Below are 26,990 nucleotides of genomic sequence, written 5' to 3' on the forward strand. Positions count from 1 at the left end.
CGTGGATGCCGGGTGAGTATGGAGGCATGAGGAGCACACGTACGCGTCCGGCGGGCGCCATGATCGCTCTTGCTCTCTGCGGCGTGCTGGCTGCCGGGTGCGGCAGCAGCGATGCCGTCGCCGAGGACCCCGAGGTGTCGGCAGAGCCGTCCGAGGAGCCGTCGACGCTGCCACGTACCTCCGGACTGATCACGCTGGCGGCGCCGGCCGAGGGTGCGACGGTCTCGGACAGCTTCGAGGCGTCGGGAAAGGCGAACTCGACCGAGGCCAACGTGCCATGGGAGGTCCGGGACACCACCGGCGAGACGGTGCTGGAGGGCCACGCGACGGCCGAGGGCTGGATGGACAAGCTCTACCCGTGGAAGACCACGGTCGACGTCTCCGAGCTCGAGCCCGGGACGTACCTCTTCATCGCTCGCACCGACGACACCTCCGACGGCGAGGGGAAGCCTTCTGAGGAGGTTGGCGCCCGGATCACCGTCGAGTAGGAGATCATCGCTACCGTGATCCTCACCGAACGGCAGCTCAACCGGACCCTCCTGCTCCGCCAGCACCTGCTGTCGCGGGCCTCGCTCACCCCGGCCGAGATGATCGAGCATCTGGTCGGCCTGCAGGCGCAGGAGACCTCGCCGCCGTTCTTCGGGCTGGCCGCCCGGCTGGAGTCGTTCGACCCCTACGCGCTCAGCGCACAGCTCGAGTCGAGCGCGCTGGTCCGGCTCTCCTCGCTGCGCTCGACGATCCACATGCACACCGCCGCCGATGCGGCCCTGATCAGGGCCTGGACCCAGCCGGTCCACGACTTCTACACCCAGCGGGTCGAGATCGTCCGCCCGGCGGCGCAGCTGGAGGGCTTCGTGGAGGCGGCCGAGGACGTACTCGCTCTCGGGGCGCTGCCCAACGCGGCCCTCGAGGCCGGTCTGGTCGAGCACTTCCCAGGCGTACCGGCCAAGGCGCTGGGTCTGCGGGCGCGCAACGAGCTGCCGCTGGTCCAGCTCCCGCCGCGAGGCCTGTGGAAGGGCTCGGGCGGACTCGTCTACGACCTGCTCCCACGCTGGACCGGGGTGCCCCCGGTGGAGGTGGACGATGTCGTCCCGACACTGGCGCCGGAGATCGTACGCCGCTACCTGCTCGCCTTCGGGCCGGCGACCGCCGCCGACATCACCACGTGGTCGTCGCTGACGCGACTGGGCCCGGTGGTCAAGCGGATCGAGGGGCTGGTGACCTACCGCGACGAGGCAGGCAAGACCCTCTACGACGTCCCGGACGCTCCGCTCGCCACCGGTGACGAGCACGCCCCGGTGCGACTCCTGGGGAGGTTCGACAACGTCTGGCTCTCGCACGCCAACCGGGAGCGGATCACCGCCAAGGGGACCCGGAAGGAGTGGGGCATCGGTGGCGGCGGCGCGGTCATCATCGCCGGCGGCCACCTCATCGGTCTCTGGAAGCCGGTCGACGGCAAGGTCGAGGTCGTCAAGCTGCTCCGCGACCTCACCCCGGACGAGCGCGACGAGCTCGCCGAGGAGACCGTACGCGTCGAATCGCTGCTCGCGAGCTGACGCCGGAACTATCCAGTAGGAGCGGGGCCGAACACCCGCGTACCATGGACGCACCAGCCTCATGACGAGAAAGGGCCCGCTCCGGGCATCCATGACCGATCGACACCCAAGTCCGCTTCCGACCGACGCCTCCGCCCAGGGGGTCTCCGCTACGACCAAGCACACCGTGGTCGTTCCGAACAGCGTCGACATGGTGACCGTCCTCGGTCCGGCCGATGAGCACCTCGGGATCATCGAGGCCCACTTCGACGCAGACGTGCACGTGCGCGGCAACCGGATCACTCTCCACGGCGCCCCCAGCGAGATCGCGATGATCGAGCGGGTCCTGGAGGAGCTGGTCCAGATCATCCGCACCGGCCAGGGCGTCAGCGGCGAGACCGTTGAGCGCGTGATCGGCATGCTCCAGGCCGACACGACCGAGAAGCCGGCCGACGTGCTGAGCCTCAACATCCTCTCCAACCGCGGCCGGAGCATCCGCCCCAAGACGCTCAACCAGAAGCGCTACGTCGACGCGATCGACAAGCACACGATCACCTTCGGGATCGGCCCGGCCGGCACCGGGAAGACCTACTTGGCGGTCGCCAAGGCGGTCCAGGCGCTGCAGACCAAGCAGGTCACCCGGATCATCCTGAGCCGCCCGGCGGTCGAGGCCGGCGAGAAGCTCGGCTTCCTGCCCGGCACCCTGACCGAGAAGATCGACCCCTACCTGCGCCCGCTCTACGACGCGCTGCACGACATGATGGACCCGGAGCTGATCCCCAAGCTGATGGCGTCCGGGACCATCGAGGTCGCCCCGCTCGCGTTCCTCCGTGGGCGTAGCCTCAACGACTCCTTCATCATCCTCGACGAGGCGCAGAACACCACGCCCGAGCAGATGAAGATGTTCCTGACCCGCCTCGGCTTCGGCTCGAAGATCGTGGTCACCGGCGACGTGACCCAGACCGACCTCCCCAACGGCCAGAAGTCCGGGCTCCGGGTCGTGGAGGGCATCCTCGACGACGTCAAGGACATCAGCTTCAACAACCTGACCAGCCACGACGTCGTACGCCACCGACTGGTCGCCAAGATCGTCGCCGCCTACGAGGCGCACGACGTGCAGAGCCAGGGCCGGGCCTCTGGAGAGGTTCGATGAGCACGGAGATCATCAACGAGTCCGAGCAGGAGATCGACGTCGAGCACGTCGCCAAGCTCGCTCGTTTCCTGCTCCAGCAGCTGCGCGTGCACCCGCAGGCCGACCTCCGGATCAAGTTCGGCGACGAGGCCACGATCACCGAGCTCAACGAGCGCTACTTCGACACCGAGGGCCCGACCGACGTGCTGTCGTTCCCCGGTGACGAGCTGCTCCCCGGCCGCCTCGACGAGGAGCCCGAGGAGGGCGACCTGGGCGATATCATCATCGCCCCGACGATCGCGGCCAAGCAGGGAGAGGCAGCCGGCCACGGCACCGTGGCGGAGATCGAGCTGCTGACCACCCACGGCATCCTCCACCTGCTCGGCTACGACCATGTGGACCCCGACGAGCACGCCGAGATGTTCGGGCTGCAGGCCAAGCTGCTCAAGGCCTGGGGCTCCTCGGCCACCGCACCCGAGTAGGAGCACCACCACCACCCATGGACGATGCGAGGCTGCTGATCGCAGCCGCAGTTCTGGTCCTGATCGCCGGCATCTTCTCAGCCGCCGACGCGGCGCTCAGCGCCTTCTCCCGCGCCCGGGCCGCGGAGCTGGTCTCCGAGGGGCGGGCCGGCGCCAAGCGCCTGGTGGCGGTGGTCGGCGACCCCGCCCGCTACGTCAACACGGTGCTGCTGCTCAGGATGCTGTGCGAGATCGGTGCGACCGTGCTGGTCGCGCTGTGGGCGTACGACCTCTACCAGGGGCGCTGGTGGCCGACCGTGCTCACCACGACCGCGACGATGACCGTGGTCTCCTTCGTGGTCATCGGTGTCGGTCCCCGCACGCTGGGGCGTCAGCACCACGAGGGCATCGCCCTCGCGGTCGCCGGCCCGATCGGCGCGATCACCGCCATCCTCGGCCCGATCCCGAGCCTGCTGATCATGCTCGGTAACGCGCTCACCCCCGGCAAGGGCTTCCGCAAGGGCCCGTTCTCGACGGAGACCGAGCTGCGCGAGCTGGTCGACATCGCCGAGGCCTCCGACCTGATCGAGGCAGACGAGCGCCGGATGATCCACTCGGTCTTCGAGCTCGGCGACACCCGTGCCCGCGAGGTGATGGTGCCCCGCGGTGACATCGTCTTCCTGGAGCGCCGCAAGACCCTGCGCCAGGCGCTGTCGCTGTTCCTGCGCTCGGGCTACTCCCGGATGCCGGTGATCGACGACAGCCTCGACGACATCATCGGGATGGTCTACCTCAAGGACGTCGTCGCGCGGGACTTCGAGGCGCCGGAGGTCGAGACCACCCAGCGGGTCGAGTCGCTGATGCGCAAGCCGACCTGGGTCCCCGACTCCAAGCCGGTCGACGAGCTGCTCGCCGAGATGCAGCAGCACCGCCAGCACATCGCGGTCGTCGTCGACGAGTACGGCGGCACCGCCGGCCTGATCACCATCGAGGACATCCTCGAGGAGATCGTCGGCGAGATCACCGACGAGTACGACATCGAGGACCGCGAGCCCCTCCACCTCGGCGACGGCTCCTGGCGGGTGCCCTCGCGCTTCCTGGTCAGCGACATCGAAGAGCTCATCGGCCTGCCCGTCGAGGAGGACGACGTCGACTCCGTACGTGGTCTGATGGCCAAGCATCTCGGCCTCGTGCCGATCCCGGGCACCGAGGTCGAGGCCCACGGGCTCCGCTTCGTGGCCGAGGAGGCTGCCGGCCGGCGGAACAAGATCGGTACCGTACGCATCAGCGTCGTCGTTCCGGCCGAGACCGAGGCCGACGGCGAGGACGAGCAGAGCGAGAAGACCGACAGGAAGAAAGAGGCACATGCCCGAGCAGAGTGAGCTCTCCGCGGAGGACCGCAAGCTGGTGACCCTGGCCCGAGCGACGCGTGCCCGCACCGGCGCGGCCGAAGGAGCAGCCGTACGCGACCTCGACGGCCGCACCTACGCCGCTGCCACCGTGGACCTGCCCTCGCTCCAGGTCTCCGCGATCGGCGTCTGCGTGGCGATGGCGGTGGCCTCCGGCTCCAAGGGACTCGAGGCCGTGGTCGTGCTGGGCGAGGCCGAGGAGGCCTCCGCGAACGACCTCTCGATCGTCAAGGAGTTCGCGGGCGAGGATGTCCCGGTCCTCGTCGGCGACCCGCGCGGCAACCTCCGCTGATCTCCTGCGGGCTGCTCAGCGAGCGGCGCGGTGGCCGCCGGTACCGCCGCCGGCCCCGCCGGACTCGGCGAGGAGCGGAAGGGTGCCCAGCTCGATCGTGACGTGGATCCCGTCCTCGTCCCGGTAGGCGGTGAGACCGTTCATGGTCGCCATGTCGACGCCCTTCTCACGCATGTGCACGACGATCTGATCGATCGCCAGCGCGAGCCGGGCCTGGGACACGGACTTGTTGCGCCACTTGACCTGGTTCTCGGTGAAGTAGGGGGTTGCCTTCTCGGCGAGCGTTGACACAGCGTCACGATGGGCAGCACTGGACATGGGGACCCTCCAGGGTGCACGAGATGGGGGCGCTCGACGGGAGCAGTCGGCGCTTGTGACTGTAAGCGAACGAACGTGAAAATCGAAACCCGAGATCCCAGGGCGCGAGTAAAGTGCGTGGAGTGACGGGTGAGACTGGTTGGCAACGACACACCGAGGCCGTCGAGCGGCTGACGGCCTCCTACAAGCGGATCCCTGACGGCGCTCCCGTCAGGCTGGCCAAACGCACCACCAACCTCTTCCGGGCCCGGGCGTCCACCGACGCCCCCGGCCTCGACGTCTCCGGCCTGGGCGGCGTGATCGAGGTCGACGCCGCGGCGGGCACTGCCGACGTACAGGGGATGTGCACCTACGAGGACCTCGTCGACGCCACCTTGGCGTACGGGATGATCCCGTACGTCGTCCCGCAGCTGCGCACGATCACGCTCGGTGGTGCGGTGACCGGGATGGGCATCGAGTCGACCTCGTTCCGCAACGGGATGCCGCACGAGTCGGTGCTGGAGATGGACATCCTGACCGGGTCGGGCGAGATCGTCACGACCCGACCGGGGGAGGACCTCTTCGACACCTTCCCCAACTCCTACGGCTCCCTCGGCTACGCCACCCGGCTCAAGATCAAGCTGGAGAAGGTGCCGGGCTACGTCGCGCTGCGGCACGTACGCTTCGACGACCTCGGCCTGCTCACCAAGACGATCGCGCAGATCACCGAGAGCAGGACGTACGAGGGGGAGCGGGTCGACGGGCTCGACGGTGTCGCGTTCGAGCCGGGTGAGTACTACCTGACCCTCGCGACCTGGACCGACCAGGCAACGCAGGACCCCAGCGACTACGGCGGCCAGCAGATCTACTACCGCTCGATCCAGCAGCGTGCTGCGTCCGGTTCCGGGGCTGACCTGCTCACGACCTACGACTACCTGTGGCGCTGGGACACCGACTGGTTCTGGTGCTCGGGCGCCTTCGGTGCGCAGAACAAGTACCTCCGCAGGGTGTGGCCGCGCCGGCTGCGGCGCTCGGACGTCTACATGAAGCTGGTCGGCCTGGACCGGAGGTTCGGCATCGCCGACAAGCTCGACGCGCGTGCCGGACGGCTCCTGAGGGAACGGGTGATCCAGGACATCGAGGTCCCGGTCGAGAACCTTCCGGCGTTCCTGGAGTGGTTCGACGCCGAGATCGGGATGCGGCCGGTGTGGCTGTGCCCGCTGGTGTCCCACGGCACGAGCACAGGAGGAAAATGGCCGACCTACCCGCTCGAGGCGGGCCGGACGTACGTCAACGTCGGTTTCTGGGGCACGGTCCACGTCGGCCCCGGCGCCGTCAACGCGCCCAAGAACCGTGCGATCGAGGATCAGGTCCACGAGCTCGGCGGGCATAAATCGCTCTACTCCGAGGCGTTCTACGACAAGGATGTCTTCAACGCTCTCTATGACGGGGACAACCTCGCGGCCGTGAAGGCGAGGTATGACCCCGCCAACCGGTTGACCGATCTGTACAGCAAGGCGGTGAAGAGACTGTGAACCACATTGCAGAGACCATCAACGAACTCTTCGACGGTGGGCTGCCCATCAAGCTCACCGCGTACGACGGCAGTGTCGCCGGCGACAAGGACTCTCCCTTCGGGATGGAGATCCTCAACCCGCGCGGGCTCGCGTACCTGCTGACCGCGCCGGGCGACCTCGGCCTGGCACGTGCCTACGTCAGCGGTGACATGGCCCTGCACGGCATCCATCCGGGCGACCCCTACCCGCTCCTGGACCTGATCCTGGACAAGACCGACTTCAAACGGCCGAGCCCTCGCGAGACGGTCGACATGGTGCGCGCGCTCGGGGCGAAGAACTTCGTCCCGCCCAAGCCACCGCCGCAGGAGCACCTGCCGGCGTGGCGGCAGCGGGCCGAGAACGTACGCCACCTCTCCGGCCGGGCGATCAGCGCGCTGCCGTGGACGCGGCACTCGCCCGAGCGCGACGCCGATGCGATCCACCACCACTACGACGTCTCCAACACGTTCTACGAGTACGTCCTTGGCCCGTCGATGACCTACACGTGTGCGCTCTACCCGACCGATGACGCCACGCTCGAGGAGGCGCAGGCGGCCAAGTACGACCTGATCTGCCGCAAGCTCGGGCTCGAGCCCGGGATGCGGCTGCTCGACATCGGCTGCGGCTGGGGCGGGATGGTGCGCCACGCGGCCAAGCACTACGGCGTCAAGGCGCTCGGCGTCACGCTCTCGCGCGAACAGGCCAACTGGGCCCAGAAGGCGATCAAGGCCGATCGCCTCGACGACGTCGCCGAGGTGCGCTTCTCCGACTACCGCGACGTGGTCGAGGGGGACTTCGACGCGGTCAGCTCCATCGGGCTCACCGAGCACATCGGCGTGGCCAACTACCCGGCCTACTTCGGCTTCATCAAGAGCAAGCTGCGTGACGGGGGCCGGCTGCTCAACCACTGCATCACCCGTCCCGACAACGTCTCGAAGGCGAACGCGGGAGCGTTCATCGACCGCTACGTCTTCCCCGACGGTGAGCTGATCGGCTCGGGCACCATCGTGTCCGCGATCGAGAACGCCGACCTCGAGGTGCAGCACCACGAGAACATCCGGGTCCACTACGCCAAGACCCTCACGGCGTGGAACGACAACCTCCGCGACAACTGGGACGCCTGCGTCAACGAGGTCGGCCTCGGGACCGCGAAGGTCTGGGGCATCTACATGGCCGGTTCCCGGATCGGCTTCGAGCGCAACAACATCCAGCTCCACCACGTGCTCGCGACCAAGACCGTCGACGGGCTCTCGGGCTACCCGCTGCGGCACACCTTCTGAGCAGGACCGGCGTTCGGGTGGGCGAAAGTGGCAGGTCAGGCGGCGATCTGACGGCCACTTTCGCCCACCCGGTCGTCCGGCAGTCCCCAGATGCGTCGCAACGCCGCGGTGCCGGGCTTCGAGAAGAGTGAGGCCTCCAGAAGCCTCCACCACGGTCGGACGTCGTCGACGGTGAGCTCTCGGCCGAGCGCGTCCGTCGCCGCCCGCAGGATCTGCCAGCCGTCGTGACGGACCTGGCTGGCGATCCAGCCGTGGCGTACGTATCCCGCCTTGGCGAGGTCGGCGTCCCGGGTGCGGTCGCGGCGGTATTGGCCACGCTCGCGGTGCTGGGCGCCGTCGTACTCCTGCAGCGTCCTGGTCCCGGTCACCACGAGGTCGGCGCGTCCGATGAAGACTCCACGAGCGTCATGGATGTCGACCTGGGGCTCGACCTCGATCCCGCAGGCGGTGTGCAGGATCCGGAGGACCGACTCCCAGGCCGACTCGGCGCGACGGTCGCACGAGCGTGATGCCTCGCGCAGCCGAGGGGAGCCCGGCCGCCCGGTCGCGGCGACGGCCTCGAGGTCGGCGAGGGTGCACTTCTCCAGATGGAGAGCGCTGTCTATCAGCACGACCAGGTCGAGCACGCCGAGGTCCCGGGCGCAGGCCAGGATCGCCTCGGCCACCGGGGCGACCCACAGACCATCGATCTCGGTCGCGGCCGGGGCCCGCCGATGCCGAGTGATGCGCAGCTCGGGCCGGCGGATGCGTACGGACGACTCGAGCAGCGCGACGAACGTCGGGACGTCGTCCGGGAGTGGCGGGAGCCAGAGACCGTGGAGCCGGGCCGCGGTCAGTCCGGTGAACGTGGCCGAATCCGGAAGCACCTCGGCCCACGCGGCGAGCTCGGCGCGCCAGCGCTCGTCTCCGTCAAGGCCGGCCGGCACGTACACGCCATGGCCGATCCGCTCCCAGGTCGGCCCCCGGCGCCGAGGCTGCCGCGGCCGTCGCCGCTTCCCTTTCGTGGTCATACGCCTCAGCATCCCCGGGAGCACCGACACTCCCGGCCTGACCAGCAACAATGGGCGAAAGTGGCAGGGAGTCCTGTGAGCCGGGTGCCCCTTTCGCCCACTTCGTCGTGCGGCGGTGTCGGAATCGACGCATCCTGTTCGTGGAGTAGGTGAAACATCCTTTCCAACTGAAGGAGACCGCCATGAAGACCCACAACCTTGCTGAGATGTACGACGCCCCGCCCATGTCCTGGGAGGAGGTCACCGCTCGCCTCGACCAGGGGTTCAACCAGGGCCCGGGGTCGCAGGAGGGCGAGCCCGGGCGCTACACGACCTGGGTGAGCACGATCAACGCCGACGGCGGTCCGCACGTGAACGCCATCGGCGCGATCTGGCTCGACGGCAGCTTCTACCTGGTCACCGGCCCGGGGACGCGGCGCGGGCGCAACCTCGCCCGCGATCCCCGCTGCGCGCTGTCGCTCTCGGTGCGAGAGTTCGACCTGGTCGTGGAGGGCCGCGTAACGCGGGTGCTCGGCGACGAGCTCGAGCGAGTGGCCAAGCACTACCACGACGACGAGGGCTGGCCGGCTGAGGTCGACGAGTCGGGCGAGGCCGTCACCGCGCCGTTCAACGCGCAGAGCGCGGGCCCGGCGCCCTGGCACGTCTTCCGCATCGACGCGACCTCCGCCCACGCGGTCGCGACCGTCGAGCCCTACGGTGCGACCCGCTGGAGGTTCTGATGACCGACCTGTTCGCCGGGCTGCCGGTCGCGGACCTGGCCCGAGCGGCCCGCTGGTACGAGGCCCTGCTCGGCGGCCCGCCGGCCTTCTACCCCAACGACGTCGAGGCCGTCTTCGAGGTGATCGAGCACGGCTACGTCTACGTCGAGGTGAAGCCCGAGCTCGCCGGCAGCGGCTTCGTCACCCTCTTCGTCGACGACCTGGACACCCGCCTCGCCGCGATCGCCGACCGTGGTCTGCGGCCGGAGTCGCAGGAGACGTACGACAACGGGGTCCGCAAGACCATCTTCCGCGACCCCGACGGCAACGAGATCGGGCTGGGCGGTGGCCCGGCCTGATCAGGCCGGGATGCCGTGCTCCTTGGCGTAGGCACGTCGGCACGATGCGGCGCAGAAGCCGATGGTCTCGCCGTCGTGCTCCAACGTGATCGCTCCGCGGCCGAGGGTGACCTGCATGCCGCACACCGGATCGATGACGACGCCCTCGGGGAGGTCGACCTCGCCCGCGCTTTGTCGCGCACGGAACTCCTCGGTCATCCAGCTCGTCAGGTCGTCCGCCGTCGCCGGTCTGCCGTTGAGCCCGATGCTGCCGTCCGCGATGCCGACGAGGTTGATCCAGAGGTGCCCGCCCGGCCTGGTCCAGCCGTGGTCGCGGTCGAGTCTGCGTACGCCGGCACGGACGGCTCCGGACAACGGGCGAGACATCTCCTCCCGCCACCCCTCGGGAACGGTGGCCGTGATGACCAGGGGCGGTGGGGCCGGCGCTGCCCACGCCCCGTCGCCGGTGCTCCATCCGACGAGCTCCCGGAAGGCGATGTGGGTCACCGCCCGGCCGCGAGCCATCGTCTCCTCCGGCGCGCTGACGCCCGCGGTGAGGAGCGAGATCACCGCGTTGGTCAGCGTCGCGCGGTCGCCGTCGGTGAGTGCGCCGGCCGGAGCGGCGATCTCGATCAGGAACACGTCAGGCCCCCTCGTGGTGGGCTTCGGGGTCGAAGCCGTCGGGAGCGCGATCGATGAACGCGGTGATCGCGGCGATCCGCCCGGACCCGTCCAGATCCAGGACGTCCGTACCCTCGGCGAACGAGCCCTCCTCCTTGCGGATGTCCCAGCGCACACGGACGTGCCCGTGGTGTGAGTCGGGCTCGGTGCGGGCCACGAACGTGAAGTCGCCGACGCCCTCGGCGAACTGGTGGGTGAAGTCGATCAGCGCCTCGAGGCCCGTGGACTCGCCGATCGGGGTGGAGCGAGCGACGTCGTCGGCGAAAAGGGTGGCGCCGAGGGTGCGCTGCTCCTCGGCGGAGAGGTTCCAGAACGAGACGTACGCCTCGGCGGTGGCGGCAGGTGAGCGGGGTGTGGTTTCAGTCGTCATGGCCACGACGATCCGCCTCCGGGCGAGCCCTGTCGATTACCTCTGGGGTAGTTGCCGCGCCGCGCTCCGCCCGGCAGCCTGGGTGCATGACAACGGCCCAGCTGAGCGTCGGAGAGCTGCTTCGGGACTGGCGCGAGCGGCGCCGTCGCTCGCAGCTCGAGGTGGCGATCGCGGCCGACGTTTCGGCCCGCCACCTCAGCTTCATCGAGACCGGCCGGTCGGGCCCGAGCCGGACGATGATCGAGCGGCTCTGCGAGGAGCTCGAGGTGCCGCTGCGTGAGCGCAACCGGCTCTACCTCGCGGCAGGGTTCGCGCCCGTCTACCAGGAGAGGCCGCTCGACGACCTCGGCGCCGCCAGGTCCGCCGTCGACGCGGTGCTCACCGCCCACGAGCCCTATCCGGCCTGCGCGGTCGACGTCCGCTGGGACATGGTGGCGTCCAACCGGCCCATGGAGCTCTTCCTGGCTCCGCTGCCGGCCGCGCTGCGGCAGCCACGGCTCAACATGCTGCGCGCGACGTTGCATCCCGACGGCCTGGCGGCGCAGGTGCGCAACTACACGCAGTGGCGGGCACACGTCGTCGGCCGCATCCGCCGGCAGCTCGACCGCACCGCGGCCGACGGGCTGGTCGAGCTCCTCGAAGACGTGGAGGGCTATCCGGCTCCGCCCGGAGCCGACGTGGAGGCGCCGGCGGTCACGGCGAGGGACGGTGCCCTGCCGGTGCTGCCGCTGCTGCTGCGTACGAGCTTCGGCGATCTGTCCTTCCTCTACGTCCTCTCCGTGATCGGCGCGCCTCGCGATGTGACGGTCGACGAGATCGCGGTGGAGGCGATGTTCCCGGCAGACGACGCGACTCGAGAGGCTCTGCTCGCCATCAGCCACGAATGAGTGCGGCGCTGATGCGGGCGGGCCGCGTCTGCGCGGATAACCTTGAGGCGATGAGTGTCAAGGCCCAGCAGTACGCCGCGGAGGTGCTGCGGCGCGAGCAGATCACGCCCCACCTCGTACGCCTGGTGCTCGGCGGTCCCGGCCTGGCCGGGTTCGAGTCCACCGGTATCCCCGACGAATGGGTCGGGCTGGTCGTCCCGGGGCAGTTCCAGTCGCGCTACTACACCGTCCGGTCATGGCAGGGTGGCGAGCTGACCCTCGACGTCGTCGTCCACGACGTCGGTCTGGTGACCGAGTGGGCCACGCGCACCGACCCTGTCGGGCAGACGGTCACGATCACCGAGCCCAAGGGCTCCTACGCCGCGCCCGACGGCGCGCAGTGGCTGCTGCTGGTCGGCGACCTGACCGCGATGCCGGCCATGGCTAGGATCGCCGAGACCACCACGCTGCCGACGCGGATCTGGGCCGAGACCCCCGACGACCTGCCCGGATACCTTCCTGAGACCGCCGACGTCACCTGGTCCACGCCACCGTCGGAGACCTCCTCCGACCTGGCGGCAGCCGTGGAGAAGATCGAGTGGCCCGAAGGCGACGGCTACTTCTGGATGGCCGGTGAGTCCAGCCAGATGCGGGCGATCCGCAAGCATCTGATGCGCGAGCGGAAGCTCGACTCCCACGCCTACGACGTGATGGGCTACTGGCGCGGAGGCGGCCAGAAGCGGCAGCCGCGCTCGGTCGATCCCGGACCGGTGTGGCGCGAGGGCAAGGCCCAGGGGCTCACCGACGAGCAGATCTGGCAGCGATACGACGAGCAACAGGAGCAACAGTGACCGAGCCGAGCCCGGCGCCGCCAGCACAAGAATTTCGGAGCGGCTTCGTGTCGTTCGTCGGACGCCCCAACGCGGGCAAGTCCACCCTGACCAACGCGCTGGTCGGCACCAAGGTGGCGATCACCTCCGACAAGCCGCAGACGACTCGTACCGTGGTCAAGGGCATCGTCCACCGGCCCGACGGCCAGCTGATCCTGGTCGACACCCCGGGCATCCACCGGCCGCGTACGCTGCTCGGCGAGCGCCTCAACGACCTGGTCGAGGCCACCTGGACCGAGGTCGACGTGGTCGCGATCTGCTTCCCGTGCAACGAGAAGATCGGCCCCGGTGACCGCCGGATCGCGGAGAACGCCAACAAGCTCAAGAAGGGCATCAAGCGGGTCGCGGTCGCCACCAAGACCGACCTCGCCACCCCCGAGCAGATCGGCGAGCACCTGATGTCGATCCAGACCCTCGGGGTCGAGCTCGGCATCGAGTGGGCCGAGATCGTCCCGGTCTCCAGCGTCGGCGGCGACCAGGTCGACCTCCTCGGTGACCTGCTGATCAAGCTCCTTCCCGAGGGACCGCCGCTCTATCCCGACGGCGAGCTCACCGACTCTCCCGAGGAGATCATCGTCGCCGAGCTCATCCGCGAGGCAGCCCTGGAAGGCGTACGCGACGAGCTCCCGCACTCCATCGCCGTCGTCGTCGAGGAGATGCGTCTGCGTGAGGACCGCCCGGAGGACAAGCCGCTGATGGACATCCACGCCTTCCTCTACGTCGAGCGCGACTCCCAGAAGGGCATCGTGATCGGCCACAAGGGCTCACGCCTCAAGGACGTCGGTCAGCGCGCCCGCCTGCAGATCAAGGAGCTGCTCGGCATGCCGGTCTACCTCGATCTGCACGTCAAGATCGCCAAGGACTGGCAGCGGGATCCGCGGCAGCTGCGCAAGCTCGGGTTCTAGTCCCAGACGTCTCACCGGTCACAGCGCTCGGGTGTTTCCTGCACTTCTCAGGTGTTGCAATGCCCGAGAAGTGCAGGAATACCCGGTTAACCGGGTATTCCAACAGCCCTAGCTCGGCGCCCAGCAAATCCCGTACGTCTGCCCGCCCTGCCACTGCTCGGCGCTGGGGAACTCCCAGGACCACTCGTACTTGAGCGGGTCGTCGGCGACCTCGGCGGCAGCGGCCTTGCAGTCCTCGGCGCCGGCGCTGTTGACCTTCGACTCGCCGGGGTACTTCCCGGAGCCGAGGTCGATGACCGACAGGGCGCGCCAGGTGTGCTTGAGGGAGCAGGGGACGCGCTTGAAGGACTCGGACTTCGGCGAGGCCGTGCCGCACATCCGGAACGGCTCGGCGGTCTTGGAGTCGCCCAGGACGCCCTTCATGTTGCCCTTGAGGGTCATCAGGGCCTGGGGGCCGGCGATGCCGATGACGTCGCAGCGGAACCAGTTGGCGCCGGCCTCGGACTCCTTGATCGTCGGCGTGAACCAGACCGGGCGCAGCATCGAGAGGCGCAGGTCGTCGGCGTCGCCACCGAGGTACTTGGTGACCTTGTTGGGGCACGCCTCGGCGACCTGGGCCGCGACCTGCTCCGAGTCGACCGCGACGAGGTGGCCGTCGACGACGTTCCTCAGCCGGCCCACGGCGTACGTCTGGGTGGTGTGCTTTCCCTTGCAGGAGACCGCGGTGCCGCCGGCGGTCGGGGCCAGCGCCTCGTCGTAGGTGAGGTTGTAGCAGGCCCCCTCCTTCGGGGAGGGCGCCGCGGATGCGGAGGCGGACGGAGGCGCTGACGAGGGTGACGGAGCCGACTTCGGCTCGCTGCCGCCGCATCCGGCGAGAGCCATGGCCCCCACGACGACGAGAGCGCCCCACAACGGCGCCGCTCGCTTCGGGCTCCGCTTCAGCGTGTCTCGCATGCTCACTCCTCGGTCACCGCCCAGCAGACCGCCCAGCGGTTGCCGGCGTTCCACTCCTTCTCTCCGAACCATGTGTACCCGTAGTCGAAGCTTTCCGGGTAACCCATCCAGGCCTGGACCGAGCCCTTGCAGTACTGCGAGGCCTTCTTCTTCGACTCCGCCACACCGAGGAACTTGGTCTTGTCCTCGCCCAGCTTGATGGTCGTGACCGCGCGCATCTGGTGCGGCTCGGAGCAGGGCACCTTCGCGGAGGCGACCGTCTTGCCCTGCGCGCACACCATCCAGCGGTCCTCGATGTCCTCGATGTTCTTGACCTTGAGAAGGTTGCGGGTGGTGGTCGGCAGGTCGACGTACTCGGCGCCCTGCTGGCCGCCACCGACCACGTCGCAGCGGATCCAGCGCGCGCCCTCGTCCCAGGCCTTCTCCGAAGGTCCGAAGTAGACGTGGGAGAGCATCGAGCGCATCAGCACGCTCTGGTTGGTGCCGACGTACTTCTCCAGCAGCTTGCGGCACTGGCTGAAGGCCCACTCGTTGACCTTCTCGTCGCCGTACTCCGCGTCCTTGAACTCGTCCGGGAGCGGTCCGGCGCCGAAGGTCTCGGCGTTGTGCGGCTCGTCGCAGGCGACGTACTTGTCGAAGTTGTAGGCCTCGGCGACGTCCTCGTGGGTGAGGTTGCGGCACTTGCCGACCTCGGGCAGCGCGGTCGAGTCCACCTGCTTCGGGTCCTCGCCCTTGGCAGCCGCCCGATCACCGCCGCACCCGCTGAGCGCGAGGACGGCGAGCACCACGATCAGGAGCGACACAGATGTCGTACGTCTGGGGGTATGGCCGATCACGGGGATCGACTCTACTTGCGAATCCTGAGCAGGGCCGAAAGCCCAGAGCGGAGCACAGCTCAGTCGAGGACGGCCGCGAGCGTGGCTCCCAGCTCGTACGCCGCCTCGACATGCGCGTCCTCGACGTCTCCCAGGACGTCGAGGATGTCGTAGGACTGGGCCCACCCGAGCGCACCGACGATGGACTGCACCGAGCGGATCGCGCCGGTGGTGTCGTAGCGGCCGTGGACGTAGAAGCCATAGGGCCGCTTGGCGGTGGCACCCGCCGACTCACCGGCGCCGCCAGAGGGGTCGAGCGCGCCGCCCACGTCCAGGAAGATCGAGTCGAAGAAGTGCTTCAGGGCGCCCGACATATAGCCGAAGTTGGCGCTCGTGCCGAGGACATAGCCGTCGGCGGCCAGGACGTCGTCGGCCGTCGCCTCCAGCGCGGGTCGTACGACGACCTCGACCCCCTCGATCTCGGGATCGTTGGCGCCGGAGACCACCGCGTCGGTCAGACGCCGCAGCGACCGGGTGGGGGAGTGGTGGACGACGAGCAGGCGAGGCATCAGCCGTCAGCGCCCAGACGGCGGCCGGTGACCTCCTTGGGACGCAGCCGTACCCACAACGGACGCGGCCCGGCCGGCCAGGGGTGGAGGTTCTTGACGAGGTCGGGGATCTGGTCGTCGCGGTAGAGGATCTCCGCGTGTCCCTTGAACAGCGCCGACCAGCCCACATGGGTGTCGGGGTCGAGGTCGTCGACCAGCAGCGCGACGGCGCTTTCGTCGATCTGCTCGGCCATCGAGGAGTGCGCGGAGGTGCGGATCCAGAGCGCTTCCTCGTGCACGACGTGGTTGACCGGTAGCACCACCGGGCCGCGCGGGCCGGTCCAGCCGATCCGGGACACCTGGGTGTCCGTCGCGAGCCGCCAGGACTCCTCGACCGTGAGCTCTTCCAGTTGGGCCACGCCTGTTCCTCCCCTTGGTTGTCACTTCGGTGCCAGTCTGCCAGTTCTGTTCTGTTATTGTTACCGAGTCATGATGCGCAGCCTCCTCCTTAGCTGCCGCAGCGGGGTCTGAGAAAGCCGGACTCCCTCGCTGCGGAGGTCCGACGTGCGCCGGCACTCGCTCCCACCTGATGAGGACTCCATGACCAACCTGAGCAACTCCAGCAACCAGCAGAAGCCGTCGGGGATGCCGTTCGAGCGCTATCGCGCGTTCGTGCCCGTCGACGTACCCGACCGCACCTGGCCGACGAAGAAGATCACCAAGGCTCCGCGCTGGCTCTCCACCGATCTGCGTGACGGCAACCAGGCCCTGATCGACCCGATGACGCCGGCCCGCAAGCTGCGGATGTTCGAGCTCCTGGTCGCGATGGGCTACAAGGAGATCGAGGTCGGCTTCCCGAGCGCGAGCCAGACCGACTTCGACTTCGTACGCAAGCTGATCGAGGACGACCGGATCCCCGATGACGTACAGATCTCGGTCCTGACCCAGGCGCGTGAGGACCTCATCTCGCGCACCGCCGAGTCGATCGCCGGTGCTCCGCGCGCCACGATCCACCTCTACAACGCCACCGCCGAGCTGTTCCGCCGGGTCGTGTTCAACGTGACCCCGGCCGAGTGCATCGGGATCGCGGTCCGCGGCACCGAGATGGTGATGAAGTACGCCGAGGAGCACGTCCCCGAGCTGATCGGCACCGAGGACTTCGGCTACCAGTACAGCCCGGAGATCTTCACCCAGACCGACACCGACTACGCGCTCGAGGTCTGCGAGCGGGTCTCGGACGTGTGGCAGCCGGAGGCCGGCCGGGAGATCATCCTCAACCTGCCCGCCACCGTGGAGATGTCCACCCCGAACACCTACGCCGACCAGATCGAGTACTTCGGCCGGGGCCTGACCCGCCGCGAGCACTCCGCCATCAGCCTCCACCCGCACAACGACCGTGGCACCGCGGTCGCGGCCACCGAGCTGGGCCTGATGGCCGGCGCCGACCGCGTCGAGGGCTGCCTGTTCGGTCACGGTGAGCGCACCGGCAACGTCGACCTGGTCACCCTGGGTATGAACCTCTTCTCGCAGGGCATCGACCCGCAGATCGACTTCAGGGTCGGCGGCGGCATCGACGAGATCCGCCGTACGGTCGAGTACGTCACCAACATCAACGTCCACCCGCGCCACCCCTACGCGGGCGACCTGGTCTACACCGCCTTCTCCGGCTCCCACCAGGACGCCATCAAGAAGGGTCTGGAGGACCTCGACCGGATCGCCGCCGAGGCCGGCAAGCCGACCAGCGAGATCCCGTGGGAGGCGCCCTACCTGCCCATCGACCCCAAGGACGTCGGCCGCACCTACGAGGCCGTCATCCGGGTCAACAGCCAGTCCGGCAAGGGCGGCGTGGCCTACCTGCTCAAGACCGAGCACTCCCTGGACCTGCCGCGTCGCGCGCAGATCGAGTTCAGCCGCGTGGTCCAGCAGCACACCGACACCGAGGGTGGCGAGGTCAGCCCCGAGGAGATCTGGTCGATCTTCTCCGCCGAGTACCTCGAGCGCGAGGAGCCGTATGCCCTGGAGAGCTGGTCCTCGGTGACCGACGCCGAAGGTGGCGACGAGCAGGTCGTCGACCTGCGGGTCCGCGGCGAGGAGCGCACCTACAAGGGCGTCGGCAACGGCCCCGTGGCCGCGTTCGTCGACGCGCTGAAGGAGGCCGGCGCCGAGATCCGGGTCCTCGACTACGCCGAGCACGCTCTCTCCGCCGGTGGCGACGCGTCCGCGGCTGCGTACGTCGAGTGTGAGATCGCCGGCGAGATCGTCTGGGGTATCGGCATCCACGAGAACATCGTCACCGCCTCCCTGCGGGCCGTCGTCTGCGCGGCCAACCGCGCCCAGGCGGTCACGATCCCGCGCGGCTGAGGTTCTGCCGGGACCTGCCGAGTCGGCGCGTTCGAACGCGCCGACTCGGCGTCCCGGGCAGCCCGATCACCAGGCCGAGCGCGACGACGGCCGTGCCCAGCCAGACCATCGGGCCGGGCACGACCCCGTTGAGAGGTACGCCGAGGCCGGCCGCGGCCACGGGCACGACGCCGGTGAGCAGGCCGGCGCGCCCGGAGCCGAGCCGCCCGACCGCGGTGAACCAGAGCAGGAACGCGAGCGTGGTGACGACCACGGCCAGATGGAGCGCCGCGAGCAGGTCGACGGCGTCGAGCGTGGTGACGGCCGCCGGACCCTCGGCCGCGACACCGATGACGGCCATGCCGGCGGCCGCCATCCACACCGAGTGGAACGAGACGCCGAAGGCACCCAGGCGAGCGAGGACCGGCACCGCCAGCAGCGTGAAGCCCGCCTCGCAGACGAGGACGAGGATCGCGTAGCCGATGCCCGCCGCATCGGTCCGTCCGAAGCCCTGGACCAGGATCGCTCCCGTCGTCACGACTGTGGCGCCGATGATCACCGGGCGCGCCGGGAGCGTGCGGGTCGCGATCGCCGGGGCGACCGCGAGCAGCATCGGGACCGCGGCCACGGCCACCCCGATCACCGCCGGTTCGGCATGGGCGACGCCTCGAACGACGCCGACGTTGAAGAGCACCAGCCCCACGGTCGCCACCCCGGCCAGCCAGAGCCACTCGCGCCCGCGCGGGCGCGGCACCCGCCAGCCGGTGACGCGCGCGACCACGAGCAGGAGCAGGGCGGCGAGAGCGTAGCGGACGGACTGGAGGGTGAAGAGCGGAGCATCGGTGATCGCCGCCGAGACCGCGACGCTGCTGCCGACGCAGACCATCCCGGCCGCGGCGAAGGCGATGCCGATCAGGGTGCCGCGGTGCAGCGCTGTTCCGTCGGCGGTATCGGGGTGTGGGAGGGCTTCGGTGGTCATGTCTACGAGGTTCGCTCCAACTTGGTCTGGCAGACAGATCCAAGATCGACATGGCAGAGTGGACCAAGTGACCGGAGCGGACTTCCTCCAGCTCGACCCGGCCGGGGTGCCGCCGGGCGGCCTGGCGACCTGGCTCACCGGTGCCCTGCGCGACGCGGTGGCCGACGGCCGGCTCGCGGTCGGGGCTCGGGTGCCGGCGTCGCGCACCCTCGCCACCCAGCTCGGCCTCTCGCGCGGGGTGGTGGTCGAGGCGTACCAGCGGCTCACCGACGAGGGACTGCTCTCGGCCCGCAGCGGCGGCGGCACCCGCGTGAGCGCGGTCCCCGGAGCCGTACGCCGCCTCGGCGCCGCCACGCGCCTGCCGACGCCCGAGCTGGACCTCTCCCCGGGAGTGCCCGACCTCTCGGCCTTTCCGCGGGCCGCGTGGGCGAAGGCGTCACGGGAGGTGCTCACCGAGATCGGCAGCGCCGACCTCGGCTACGGCGACCCGCGCGGCGTGCCGGCGCTGCGGGAGGCGCTCGCGGTCTGGCTGGGCCGGACCCGCGGCCTCACGGTCTCTCCCGACGAGATCCTGGTGATCAACGGCGTCGCCCAGGGACTCGTGCTCCTGGCACGCTGGCTCGAGGAGCGCGGCCGGACCAGGGTCGGCTTCGAGGAGCCGGGATCGTACGGCGGCCGCGTGCATCTGCAGCGGTGGGGGATGACGACGGTCCCGGTGCCGGTGGACGGCGACGGTCTGGACGTCGCGGCGCTCGATGCCAGCGGTGTCGATGCCGTCGTGGTCACGCCCGCGCACCAGTTCCCGACCGGGGTCGTGCTCTCCCCGCAGCGGCGCCGGGAGCTGGTCGAGTGGGTCCGGGCGGTGCCACACCGGCTGGTGATCGAGGACGACTACGACGCCGAGCACCGCTACGACCGGCCGCCGGTCGCGGCCGTGAAGGTGCTCGCACCCGACCAGATCGTCCACCTCGGCAGCGTCTCCAAGACGCTCGCGCCCGCGATGCGGATCGGCTGGCTGGTCGCCCCGTCCGGGATGCAGGAGGAGTTGGTCGAGGCGCGCTACTGGCTCGACCTGGCCAGCCCGGCGCTACCCCAGATCACCCTGGCGCGGATGCTCACCTCGGGTGCCTTCGAACGGCACCTGAGGCTGGTCCGGCAGCGACACAAGGCTCGCCGCGATGCACTGCTCGAGGCGCTCGGCGAGCACCTGCCGGCGGTCCGGGTCCGAGGCGTCGCGGCCGGGCTGCACGTGCTGGCGACGCTGCCCGACGGCGTCGACGACGCGGCGGTCGCCGAGGCCGCGCTCGAGGCGGGCATCGCCGTCCACCCGTTGAGCCGGCACCGCGAGGGTGAGGGGCCGCCCGGCCTGGTGATCGGCTACGCGGCGACGACCCCTGACCGCCTCCGGGAGGCGGTCAGGCGCCTGGCGCCGCTGATCTCCTAGGGTCTCCTAGGAGCCGACGTCGTACTTCGCGCAGAGGCCGATCCGGCTGCCGGAGTTCCAGGCAGACTCGAACGGAGGCTTGAACATGGTCGCGTCCGTCGGACAGCCGGCCAGACCCTGGGCGTTCGTCTCGGCCTGGTCGGGGTAGGCGTCACCGGTCATCTCGAAGGTGTCGACCACGACGTAGTCATGGGTCGTCCCGCAGCGAACGATCTTGTCGACGGTGCTGTCGATGCACGCTCGCAGGTCCGCCGGGGCCGGGATCGGGTCCTCGGGCAGGTCGACCAGCGGGGCCTTCAGGACCGTCACGACGATGTCGCACCTGACATAGCGGTCGCCGTCGTTCCAGGTCGACTCCTTGGGCCAGTACCAGTTCACCAGGTAGGCCGTGCGGGCCATCATCTCGGGACGCAGCCCGAGCCCAGTCTCGATGCGGCTGTAGCAGGCGGCGCCGGCGGCCTCGTTGTCGTTGTAGTTCTCGACGTCGGTGGCGACGTGGAACGTGTAGAGCGTGTGCGGCTCCGCGCAGTCGACCGGGGCCGTCTCGTCGACGAACGTGTTGCCCGCGTCGAAGTCGAGGTCGCGGCACTCACCGGCCTCGGGGATGTCGCTTCCGGCGCTGCTCACCAGATAGATGAGGCCGCCGATCAGGCCGATGACCACGACCGCGGCGATCGCGCCGCCGACGAGCAGCCCGGTGCGCCGCTTCGGCCGCTGCTGGGACCCGGCGCTCGTCGGAACGGTGGTCGGCTGGTCGAACGGCGATCCGGTGGGTGGCCTGCTGGGCGGCCCGCTGGGTGGTGGTCCGCTGGGCGGGCCGACGGGCGGCACGGGGGCCGCCGACTTCTGCCACGGCGAGGTCGAGGTGGGCGGGGGAGGCTGAAGCGCGGTGGGGGTGTGTGGCGCGCCGGCGGCACCAGCGCCCTGGACCGCTGCGCGAAGGGCGTCGCCGAAGGAGCGGGCATCGGGCCAGCGGTCCTCGGCCCGGGGCTCCAGCGCCCGGCCGATGGCCTGGCTGATCGAGGCGGGAAGGGGACGCACGGTGCCGGCTTCGGGCACCCGGGAGGTGAGGCCGAGCGCGGGGGCGGGGGAGCGGCCGGCGAGCAGGGCCCAGGCGACGGCGCCGAGGGCCCGTACGTCGGCGCGGTGGTCGATCGGCAGTGACGGGTCGAGCTGCTCGGGCGCCATGTAGGACGGGGTGCCGATGTCGCGGGTGACCTCGTTGAGCGAGTCGAGCGAGCGGGCTACGCCGAGGTCGGCGATCATCACCCGGCGAGCGCCGGCGGTGCCACCGGAGGTCTCGGAGGTGAGGAGCAGGTTGGCGGGCTTGATGTCGCGGTGGATCACCCCGCGTGCCTTCAGGGCCATCAGGCCGTCGGCGGCCTGCGAGACGATGTCGGCGACCTCGCGCACGTCCAGGCCGGCCGGCGAGCCCTTGAGCAGGTCGGCGACCGAGCCGCCGTCGGCGTACGACATCACGAAGAAGGGGATGCCGGTGGACGTCTGGCCGATGTCGTAGACACGTACGACATGGGGTGAGTCGACCGAGCGGAGCAGCCGCGCTTCCTGGAGGAATCGCTTGTGGATCTCGGGGTTCGACACCCAGCCGGGGGAGAGCGCCTTGACCGCGACATGGGAGTCGAGATCGGGGTCGTAGTAGAGCCACACGGAGGCGAATGCGCCGGCACCGATGTGGCGGACCTGTTGTAGCCGCCCGAGATGTGTCGGGAAGGTCGCGCTCATGGCCGAATCATGCCCTGAATCCGACCCGACGGGCCGCGGTGACACCTACTTCAGTCGGTTTCGCAAAGAAAACGAGACCTACTTCCCGAACCGCTCCTGGTCGCGCTTGACCGCGGCGTGCTGGTCCGATCCGACGTTCTCCCGCAGCTCCTTGGCGGACTCGCGGATGGCGTCGGAGATGATCTCGTGGACCCGTGGGTCGGCCAGGCCCTCGTCGACCAGGCGCAGCACCGTATCGGCCACGAGACGGACGACGTCGTCGTGGAAGGGGAGGTATCTCAGCTTCCCGGTCGCCTGGTCCTGGCGGATGAGGTCGACGATGAGCGTGTCGATCTCGGCCCGGTTCTCCTCGATCGCGCTGGAGATGTGCCGGGTGTAGTTGCCGGTCTGGATCACCGCGATCACCTCGTCGAGCACCGCGACCGTGATCGGCTTGCGGATCGCGTTGACGATCGCCCCCGAGAACCTCCCCACCACGTACGCCGAGACGCGGTCGCCGAAGGCCCGGTCGGCCGCACGCATCAGCCGGAGCAGGATCAGCACGATCCGCAGCAGCCGGAGGCCGCGGAAGGCCGGGCTGGCGGCGACACCGAGCGGGATCATCCCGAGCAGCTCGTACCAGTAGAGAAGAGGGAACTTCCACCCGAGCCCCGAGCGGGTCCAGCGCCACACGAACTCGATGGCGAAGACGGCGCACACGACGTAGTCGGCCGCGACGACCCGGTCGTACCAGACCTGCGGCACGTCCCAGAACGTCACCCACACGGCCGCCGCGACCGAGACGATGGCGAGCGCCAGCATCAGCCAGTCGACGACCGTGACCGGCGGTCCGGCGGCGGTGCCGGGCTTGCGGTCGTCGTGCGCGGGGTCGGTCGGCACGGTCGCGATGCCTGTTGAGCTCATGACCGGCACGATAGGAGACGAGCCGACCGATCTCGGTCACCCACACGCGTCGTTGCCATCGTGTGGCTGCGACGTGAGGTCGGCAGCGTGGTCACTGGGTGCAGGCGACCTTGCCGTCCGGGACCGAGCGAAACGAGAACACCCTGCCCAAGAACGGGCTGTAGGAGAACTGGGGTTCATATCCGATGAACTCGCCGTCGACCTTCTCGATCCGACGGATCTGCCCATAACAGCTGCACTCCACGGAGATGTCGTCCTTCGCGCTCAGAATCCGCTCGAACTCGAACCGGGTCAACGAGTGCTCGGCGTCAGCGACCGCGGCCAGCTCGGGGTCATCGGTCTCGATGATCTCGACCAGGTCGCCCTGATAGTCGCCGATCTGGATGGCCGGGCTGATGAACCAATGGTTCGTCCGGCCGTCCTCGGTCCAGAGGTTGCTGAACATCGTGAACGATGTCTGTGTCTTGAAACCGAGGTAGGGGAGGCTGCCGTTCACCAGGACGAGCAAGGTCACACCCCACAGCACGGGCGATCCGGTGAACAGCGGGTCGGAGACGGCTACCGCACGCGGCCCGTCGCGGCGTACCACCGTGAGCAGGGATCGAAAATATACGACGATGAGAACCACGAGGCCGAGGAACCACAGGCCCACCCGGGCATAGGTGAAGGCCTCGTCGTCCCCGATGGCCCTGGATGCGAGCGTCACGGCGACCATCAGGACGCCGACCGCCACCGCACCGCTCGCGACGGTCGCGACCAGGTGGCGTCGTAGCCGACGAAGGCTGTTGCCGACCAGGTCGCTGGCTGCGTTGGCAACCTGGGGGCTGAGGAACAAGGCGTACGTCGCGACGGCGGCGTAGCTGAACGCCTGGATCGCCGCGATCGGGACCACCGCAAGGGAGAGGTGGAACAACAGCCCGATCGGAATGGCGAGGAACCGCGTTCTGCGGAAGGCGAGCAGCAGTCCCAAGGCGATCTCGGTGACCAAGGTGCCGGCCGTGACCGGAGTCGCGAGCCACGCCACGATCGCGCTGTTCTGCTCGGCATGGAGGGCGGTGCCGAGCAGCGTGGTCGCGCAACCCACCATCGGGTCGAAGAAGTCGGTGTTGGCCTTCGCGATCCCCGACCACAGGTACATGACGACCACGGCACCGCGGGCCGGACCCGCGAACGCTTCGTACGTCGCCGAGCGGATGCCGAGCTCGGCTCGACCGCGTCTGCGCCGCATCCACCCGATGGCCAGCGCGCCGAGCAGGATCAGATTGATGCAGTCCTCGAGCAGATGATGGTTGACCTGATAGGGCAGGTGCGCCCAGGAGTAGGCCAGGTTGAGCACGACCATCGTCGCGAGCGCCAGGGTACGGTTGGGAAGGACGATGGCCACGAGCGTTGCCACCAGAAGCAGGCCGAACAGGGCGTCGTGGGGAAAGTACTCATAGGTGAGGAGCTGGATCAGACCCTGTCCGGCCCAGAGCATGGTGAACAGGCTGAGCTGGTCGAAGGTCAGCCTTCGAGGTACGTCGGCTACGGCGAAGGTGGACCGAGGGCTGATCCTGGGCATGGCGCATTATGATCTGGTTTCTCGCCGGATTATCCGGTTTCTCGGCGACGCGGACCCGGCGGCACCCGATGGCCGGGCGAGTGCTGCAGAATGGGACCGTGCCCCTCTACCGCGACGAGGCCATCGTGCTTCGCACCCACAAGCTCGGTGAGGCCGATCGCATCATCACCATGCTCACCCGTCACCACGGACGGGTGCGTGCGGTGGCGAAGGGCGTGCGGCGCACCACCTCGCGGTGGGGTGCGCGGCTGGAGCCGTTCACCCACGTCGACCTGCAGTTCGCCGAGGGGCGCAACCTCGACACGATCACCCAGGCCGAGACGCTCACCCTGTTCCACGCCGGGATCGGACTGGACTACGACCGCTACACCGCCGGCACCGCGATGCTCGAGACCGCCGACCGGCTGGTCCACGAGGAGGGCGAGCCGGCGCCGCAGCAGTATCTGCTGCTCGTCGGCGGGCTGCGCGTGCTCGCCCAGGGCGACCGGCTGCCCCGGCACGTCCTCGACTCCTACCTGCTCCGCTCGCTGGCCGTCGCCGGCTACGCGCCCTCTTTCGAGGCGTGTGCCAGGTGCGGCCTGGAGGGTCCGCACCGGTGGTTCAACGTCTCCATGGGCGGCGCGCTGTGCACGACCTGCCGGGTGCCGGGCTCGGCGACACCCTCGCCCGAGACGCTCAGTCACCTCGGTGCGCTGCTCTCAGGTGACTGGGATACCGTCGGCGGCGCCGAGGACCGGACCAGCAGGCAGGCGAGCGGGTTGGTCGCCGCGTACCTCTCCTGGCATCTGGACCGCAACCTGCGCTCGCTGGAATACGTCGAGAGCTGAGGAACGATGGCCCACTCCCACGGCCACTCCCACGGTGGGCACGACGCCGAGGTGGAGGTCGAGGCCCTGCCGCGGATGGTGCTGACCGTCTCGCTCGTGCTCGTGGCCGTCATCACCGTCGTCGGAGTGGCCCTGTGGTGGCCCGACCGCGCCGCTGTCGAGAAGCTCCAGGGGTCGCAGGAGTTCGTCGCCGACGGCGTCGTCTTCGAGACGGCCGAGATCACCTCGGTCGCCGAGCCGTGCAGCGCCGAGGGCACTCCCAAGGGCTGCAACACCGCCGCCGCGACGCTGACCAGCGGACCCGACACCGGCGCCGAGGTCGCGGTGGAGATCTCGACCCCGATGGCCCGCTCCGGGCTGGAGGCCGGCGACGAGGTCGAGCTCTCCCGCACCGAGAAAGAGGGGGAGGCGACGTACGCCTTCTTCGACGTCAAGCGCGGGCCGCCGCTGCTCCTGCTGGTCGGGCTCTTCGTGGTCTGTGTCGTCGCGGTCGCCCGCATGCGCGGGCTGATGGCGGTGCTCGGCCTGGGGTTCGCGGGCGCGGTGGTGTGGCTGTTCCTGCTGCCCGCGCTGCTCTCCGGCGAGCCCGCGGCGTGGGTCGCGCTGGTCTCCTCGGTGCTGATCCTCTACGTGGTGCTCTACACCACCCACGGGTTCTCGGTGCGTACGTCGGTGGCGCTCGCCGGCACCCTGGCCGGAGTCACGGTGACCGCGCTGATCGGCACCTTCGCGATCGGTGCGAGCCGGCTGTCCGGACTGGGCTCGGAGAGCGGTCAGACGCTCTCCTCGCTCGACGCCGCGCTCGACCTGCAGACCCTGCTGGTCGCCGCGGTGATCATCGCCGGCCTCGGCGCGCTCAACGACGTCACCATCACCCAGGCCTCCGCGGTGTGGGAGCTGCGTGCCGCCGGCCCGGACACCTCGCGCTGGGACGTCTTCCGCGGCGCGATGCGGATCGGCCGCGACCACGTCGCCTCGACGATCTACACGATCGTGTTCGCCTACGTCGGCAGCGCGCTCACCCTGCTGCTGGTGATCCAGCTCTACGACCGCACCTTCCTCTCGCTGCTGACGACCGAGCAGATGGCCGGCGAGATCGTCGCCACCATGGCCGCGGGCATCGGGGTCGTCCTGGCGATGCCGATCACCACGATCG

The 26,990-nt window shown here is 69.5% G+C and carries 28 protein-coding genes and 1 pseudogene; 17 read left to right on the top strand and 12 right to left on the bottom strand.

Going from position 1 to position 26,990, the window contains the following annotated elements:
* The first annotated feature begins 26 nt into the window (after window positions 1–26).
* From ACW14X_RS22910 to ACW14X_RS22935, 6 genes are all read left to right on the top strand, one after another.
* Entirely contained in the window at window positions 27–488 is a 462-nt protein-coding gene (locus ACW14X_RS22910; protein ID WP_457163422.1) for a Gmad2 immunoglobulin-like domain-containing protein, read from the top strand.
* A 15-nt stretch (window positions 489–503) separates the two neighbouring features.
* Window positions 504–1,556 carry a winged helix DNA-binding domain-containing protein gene (locus tag ACW14X_RS22915; protein WP_457163423.1) on the top strand — a complete coding sequence of 351 codons (1,053 nt, stop codon included), beginning with the start codon at window positions 504–506 and terminating at the stop codon, window positions 1,554–1,556.
* A gap of 91 nt (window positions 1,557–1,647) precedes the next feature.
* Window positions 1,648–2,688 (top strand): PhoH family protein, encoded by a 1,041-nt coding sequence (locus ACW14X_RS22920; protein WP_160028237.1) that lies wholly within the window; start codon window positions 1,648–1,650, stop codon window positions 2,686–2,688.
* Window positions 2,685–3,149 (top strand): rRNA maturation RNase YbeY, encoded by a 465-nt coding sequence (ybeY, locus tag ACW14X_RS22925; protein ID WP_457163424.1) that lies wholly within the window; start codon window positions 2,685–2,687, stop codon window positions 3,147–3,149. Before ACW14X_RS22920 ends, ybeY begins: the two co-directional genes overlap by 4 nt.
* 17 nt (window positions 3,150–3,166) lie before the next feature.
* Window positions 3,167–4,510 (top strand): hemolysin family protein, encoded by a 1,344-nt coding sequence (locus ACW14X_RS22930; protein WP_160028246.1) that lies wholly within the window; start codon window positions 3,167–3,169, stop codon window positions 4,508–4,510.
* Complete coding sequence (locus tag ACW14X_RS22935) at window positions 4,494–4,829, top strand: cytidine deaminase (RefSeq protein ID WP_160028248.1); 336 nt, start codon at window positions 4,494–4,496, stop codon at window positions 4,827–4,829. The genes ACW14X_RS22930 and ACW14X_RS22935 overlap by 17 nt, the downstream gene beginning before the upstream one ends.
* A 15-nt stretch (window positions 4,830–4,844) precedes the next feature.
* Here the strand turns inward: ACW14X_RS22935 and ACW14X_RS22940 are convergent, their stop codons facing one another.
* Window positions 4,845–5,120, bottom strand: a complete 276-nt coding sequence (locus tag ACW14X_RS22940) for a hypothetical protein (RefSeq protein WP_350664563.1) — start codon at window positions 5,118–5,120, stop codon at window positions 4,845–4,847.
* A 149-nt stretch (window positions 5,121–5,269) separates the two neighbouring features.
* Between ACW14X_RS22940 and ACW14X_RS22945 the strand changes: the two genes are divergently transcribed.
* Window positions 5,270–6,661, top strand: coding sequence for an FAD-binding oxidoreductase (locus ACW14X_RS22945; RefSeq protein WP_457163425.1), 1,392 nt, complete (start codon window positions 5,270–5,272; stop codon window positions 6,659–6,661).
* Complete coding sequence (locus ACW14X_RS22950; RefSeq protein ID WP_457163426.1) at window positions 6,658–7,962, top strand: class I SAM-dependent methyltransferase; 1,305 nt, start codon at window positions 6,658–6,660, stop codon at window positions 7,960–7,962. The genes ACW14X_RS22945 and ACW14X_RS22950 overlap by 4 nt, the downstream gene beginning before the upstream one ends.
* A gap of 35 nt (window positions 7,963–7,997) precedes the next feature.
* Here the strand turns inward: ACW14X_RS22950 and ACW14X_RS22955 are convergent, their stop codons facing one another.
* Window positions 7,998–8,972: a hypothetical protein gene (locus ACW14X_RS22955; RefSeq protein ID WP_457163427.1), complete on the bottom strand. Its 975-nt coding sequence runs from the start codon at window positions 8,970–8,972 to the stop codon at window positions 7,998–8,000.
* A gap of 182 nt (window positions 8,973–9,154) precedes the next feature.
* On the opposite strand from ACW14X_RS22955, the gene ACW14X_RS22960 reads away from it, so the two are divergent.
* Window positions 9,155–9,691, top strand: a complete 537-nt coding sequence (locus ACW14X_RS22960; protein WP_350840116.1) for a pyridoxamine 5'-phosphate oxidase family protein — start codon at window positions 9,155–9,157, stop codon at window positions 9,689–9,691.
* Complete coding sequence (locus tag ACW14X_RS22965; RefSeq protein ID WP_201451268.1) at window positions 9,691–10,029, top strand: VOC family protein; 339 nt, start codon at window positions 9,691–9,693, stop codon at window positions 10,027–10,029. The genes ACW14X_RS22960 and ACW14X_RS22965 overlap by 1 nt, the downstream gene beginning before the upstream one ends.
* Here ACW14X_RS22965 and ACW14X_RS22970 read toward each other — a convergent pair whose 3' ends face one another.
* Window positions 10,030–10,650 carry an eL24 family ribosomal protein gene (locus tag ACW14X_RS22970; protein ID WP_160028258.1) on the bottom strand — a complete coding sequence of 207 codons (621 nt, stop codon included), beginning with the start codon at window positions 10,648–10,650 and terminating at the stop codon, window positions 10,030–10,032.
* A 1-nt stretch (window position 10,651) separates the two neighbouring features.
* The gene (locus ACW14X_RS22975) at window positions 10,652–11,059 is read right to left on the bottom strand and encodes an isomerase (RefSeq protein ID WP_160028260.1); all 408 of its coding nucleotides are present in this window, start codon (window positions 11,057–11,059) and stop codon (window positions 10,652–10,654) included.
* 86 nt (window positions 11,060–11,145) lie between these two features.
* On the opposite strand from ACW14X_RS22975, the gene ACW14X_RS22980 reads away from it, so the two are divergent.
* The 3 genes from ACW14X_RS22980 to era are packed head-to-tail and all read left to right on the top strand — an operon-like array spanning window position 11,146 to window position 13,720.
* Entirely contained in the window at window positions 11,146–11,946 is an 801-nt protein-coding gene (locus tag ACW14X_RS22980; protein ID WP_457163428.1) for a helix-turn-helix domain-containing protein, read from the top strand.
* 50 nt (window positions 11,947–11,996) lie between these two features.
* On the top strand, window positions 11,997–12,776 hold the full coding sequence (locus tag ACW14X_RS22985; protein ID WP_457163429.1) for a siderophore-interacting protein: 780 nt from the start codon (window positions 11,997–11,999) through the stop codon (window positions 12,774–12,776).
* Window positions 12,773–13,720 (top strand): GTPase Era, encoded by a 948-nt coding sequence (era, locus tag ACW14X_RS22990; protein ID WP_160028266.1) that lies wholly within the window; start codon window positions 12,773–12,775, stop codon window positions 13,718–13,720. Before ACW14X_RS22985 ends, era begins: the two co-directional genes overlap by 4 nt.
* 108 nt (window positions 13,721–13,828) lie before the next feature.
* On the opposite strand, the gene ACW14X_RS22995 is transcribed toward era, so the two are convergent.
* The 4 genes from ACW14X_RS22995 to ACW14X_RS23010 are packed head-to-tail and all read right to left on the bottom strand — an operon-like array spanning window position 13,829 to window position 16,456.
* A complete protein-coding gene (locus ACW14X_RS22995) occupies window positions 13,829–14,674 on the bottom strand; it encodes a septum formation family protein (RefSeq protein WP_457163430.1) in 846 nt (281 codons plus the stop codon).
* A 2-nt stretch (window positions 14,675–14,676) separates the two neighbouring features.
* Window positions 14,677–15,510, bottom strand: coding sequence for a septum formation family protein (locus ACW14X_RS23000; protein ID WP_160028270.1), 834 nt, complete (start codon window positions 15,508–15,510; stop codon window positions 14,677–14,679).
* Between the two features lie 59 nt (window positions 15,511–15,569).
* Window positions 15,570–16,058, bottom strand: coding sequence for a flavodoxin family protein (locus ACW14X_RS23005; protein WP_160028272.1), 489 nt, complete (start codon window positions 16,056–16,058; stop codon window positions 15,570–15,572).
* The gene (locus ACW14X_RS23010) at window positions 16,058–16,456 is read right to left on the bottom strand and encodes a pyridoxamine 5'-phosphate oxidase family protein (RefSeq protein WP_160028274.1); all 399 of its coding nucleotides are present in this window, start codon (window positions 16,454–16,456) and stop codon (window positions 16,058–16,060) included. Before ACW14X_RS23010 ends, ACW14X_RS23005 begins: the two co-directional genes overlap by 1 nt.
* Window positions 16,457–16,637: 181 nt before the next feature.
* Here ACW14X_RS23010 and leuA point away from each other — a divergent pair, with 181 nt between their 5' ends.
* Entirely contained in the window at window positions 16,638–18,398 is a 1,761-nt protein-coding gene (leuA, locus tag ACW14X_RS23015) for a 2-isopropylmalate synthase (RefSeq protein ID WP_160028276.1), read from the top strand.
* Here leuA and ACW14X_RS23020 read toward each other — a convergent pair.
* Entirely contained in the window at window positions 18,379–19,356 is a 978-nt protein-coding gene (locus tag ACW14X_RS23020; protein ID WP_457163431.1) for a DMT family transporter, read from the bottom strand. The two genes, leuA and ACW14X_RS23020, sit on opposite strands and share 20 nt — an antisense overlap.
* A 67-nt stretch (window positions 19,357–19,423) precedes the next feature.
* Here ACW14X_RS23020 and pdxR point away from each other — a divergent pair, with 67 nt between their 5' ends.
* Window positions 19,424–20,800: a MocR-like pyridoxine biosynthesis transcription factor PdxR gene (gene pdxR, locus ACW14X_RS23025; RefSeq protein WP_457163432.1), complete on the top strand. Its 1,377-nt coding sequence runs from the start codon at window positions 19,424–19,426 to the stop codon at window positions 20,798–20,800.
* Window positions 20,801–20,806: 6 nt separating this feature from the next.
* On the opposite strand, the gene ACW14X_RS23030 is transcribed toward pdxR, so the two are convergent.
* The 3 genes from ACW14X_RS23030 to ACW14X_RS23040 form a co-directional block, all read right to left on the bottom strand.
* Window positions 20,807–22,543, bottom strand: coding sequence for a protein kinase domain-containing protein (locus tag ACW14X_RS23030; RefSeq protein WP_457163433.1), 1,737 nt, complete (start codon window positions 22,541–22,543; stop codon window positions 20,807–20,809).
* Between the two features lie 78 nt (window positions 22,544–22,621).
* Window positions 22,622–23,446: an ion transporter gene (locus tag ACW14X_RS23035; protein ID WP_457163434.1), complete on the bottom strand. Its 825-nt coding sequence runs from the start codon at window positions 23,444–23,446 to the stop codon at window positions 22,622–22,624.
* Between the two features lie 91 nt (window positions 23,447–23,537).
* On the bottom strand, window positions 23,538–25,007 hold the full coding sequence (locus ACW14X_RS23040; RefSeq protein WP_457163435.1) for an HTTM domain-containing protein: 1,470 nt from the start codon (window positions 25,005–25,007) through the stop codon (window positions 23,538–23,540).
* A gap of 98 nt (window positions 25,008–25,105) precedes the next feature.
* Here ACW14X_RS23040 and recO point away from each other — a divergent pair, with 98 nt between their 5' ends.
* Window positions 25,106–25,834 (top strand): DNA repair protein RecO, encoded by a 729-nt coding sequence (recO, locus tag ACW14X_RS23045; protein WP_457163436.1) that lies wholly within the window; start codon window positions 25,106–25,108, stop codon window positions 25,832–25,834.
* A 342-nt stretch (window positions 25,835–26,176) separates the two neighbouring features.
* Window positions 26,177–26,986, top strand: a pseudogene (locus tag ACW14X_RS23050) (YibE/F family protein); the annotation flags it as partial.
* Window positions 26,987–26,990 lie beyond the last annotated feature (4 nt).

It is taken from the genome of Nocardioides sp. YJ-D4, from assembly GCF_054031495.1.

What these genes read in the sequence shown, in the direction of transcription:
- ACW14X_RS23040 (WP_457163435.1), bottom strand. Translation starts at nt 25,007, where the DNA reads ATGCCCAGGATCAGCCCTCGGTCCACCTTCGCCGTAGCCGACGTACCT.
- ACW14X_RS22975 (WP_160028260.1), bottom strand. Translation starts at nt 11,059, where the DNA reads ATGACGACTGAAACCACACCCCGCTCACCTGCCGCCACCGCCGAGGCG.
- ACW14X_RS22965 (WP_201451268.1), top strand. Translation starts at nt 9,691, where the DNA reads ATGACCGACCTGTTCGCCGGGCTGCCGGTCGCGGACCTGGCCCGAGCG.
- ACW14X_RS22955 (WP_457163427.1), bottom strand. Translation starts at nt 8,972, where the DNA reads ATGACCACGAAAGGGAAGCGGCGACGGCCGCGGCAGCCTCGGCGCCGG.
- ACW14X_RS23035 (WP_457163434.1), bottom strand. Translation starts at nt 23,446, where the DNA reads ATGAGCTCAACAGGCATCGCGACCGTGCCGACCGACCCCGCGCACGAC.
- ACW14X_RS22995 (WP_457163430.1), bottom strand. Translation starts at nt 14,674, where the DNA reads ATGCGAGACACGCTGAAGCGGAGCCCGAAGCGAGCGGCGCCGTTGTGG.
- ACW14X_RS22980 (WP_457163428.1), top strand. Translation starts at nt 11,146, where the DNA reads ATGACAACGGCCCAGCTGAGCGTCGGAGAGCTGCTTCGGGACTGGCGC.
- ACW14X_RS23005 (WP_160028272.1), bottom strand. Translation starts at nt 16,058, where the DNA reads ATGCCTCGCCTGCTCGTCGTCCACCACTCCCCCACCCGGTCGCTGCGG.
- leuA (WP_160028276.1), top strand. Translation starts at nt 16,638, where the DNA reads ATGACCAACCTGAGCAACTCCAGCAACCAGCAGAAGCCGTCGGGGATG.
- ACW14X_RS22920 (WP_160028237.1), top strand. Translation starts at nt 1,648, where the DNA reads ATGACCGATCGACACCCAAGTCCGCTTCCGACCGACGCCTCCGCCCAG.
- ACW14X_RS22985 (WP_457163429.1), top strand. Translation starts at nt 11,997, where the DNA reads ATGAGTGTCAAGGCCCAGCAGTACGCCGCGGAGGTGCTGCGGCGCGAG.
- ACW14X_RS22930 (WP_160028246.1), top strand. Translation starts at nt 3,167, where the DNA reads ATGGACGATGCGAGGCTGCTGATCGCAGCCGCAGTTCTGGTCCTGATC.
- ACW14X_RS22960 (WP_350840116.1), top strand. Translation starts at nt 9,155, where the DNA reads ATGAAGACCCACAACCTTGCTGAGATGTACGACGCCCCGCCCATGTCC.
- ACW14X_RS22935 (WP_160028248.1), top strand. Translation starts at nt 4,494, where the DNA reads ATGCCCGAGCAGAGTGAGCTCTCCGCGGAGGACCGCAAGCTGGTGACC.
- ACW14X_RS23020 (WP_457163431.1), bottom strand. Translation starts at nt 19,356, where the DNA reads ATGACCACCGAAGCCCTCCCACACCCCGATACCGCCGACGGAACAGCG.
- ybeY (WP_457163424.1), top strand. Translation starts at nt 2,685, where the DNA reads ATGAGCACGGAGATCATCAACGAGTCCGAGCAGGAGATCGACGTCGAG.
- ACW14X_RS23030 (WP_457163433.1), bottom strand. Translation starts at nt 22,543, where the DNA reads ATGAGCGCGACCTTCCCGACACATCTCGGGCGGCTACAACAGGTCCGC.
- ACW14X_RS22910 (WP_457163422.1), top strand. Translation starts at nt 27, where the DNA reads ATGAGGAGCACACGTACGCGTCCGGCGGGCGCCATGATCGCTCTTGCT.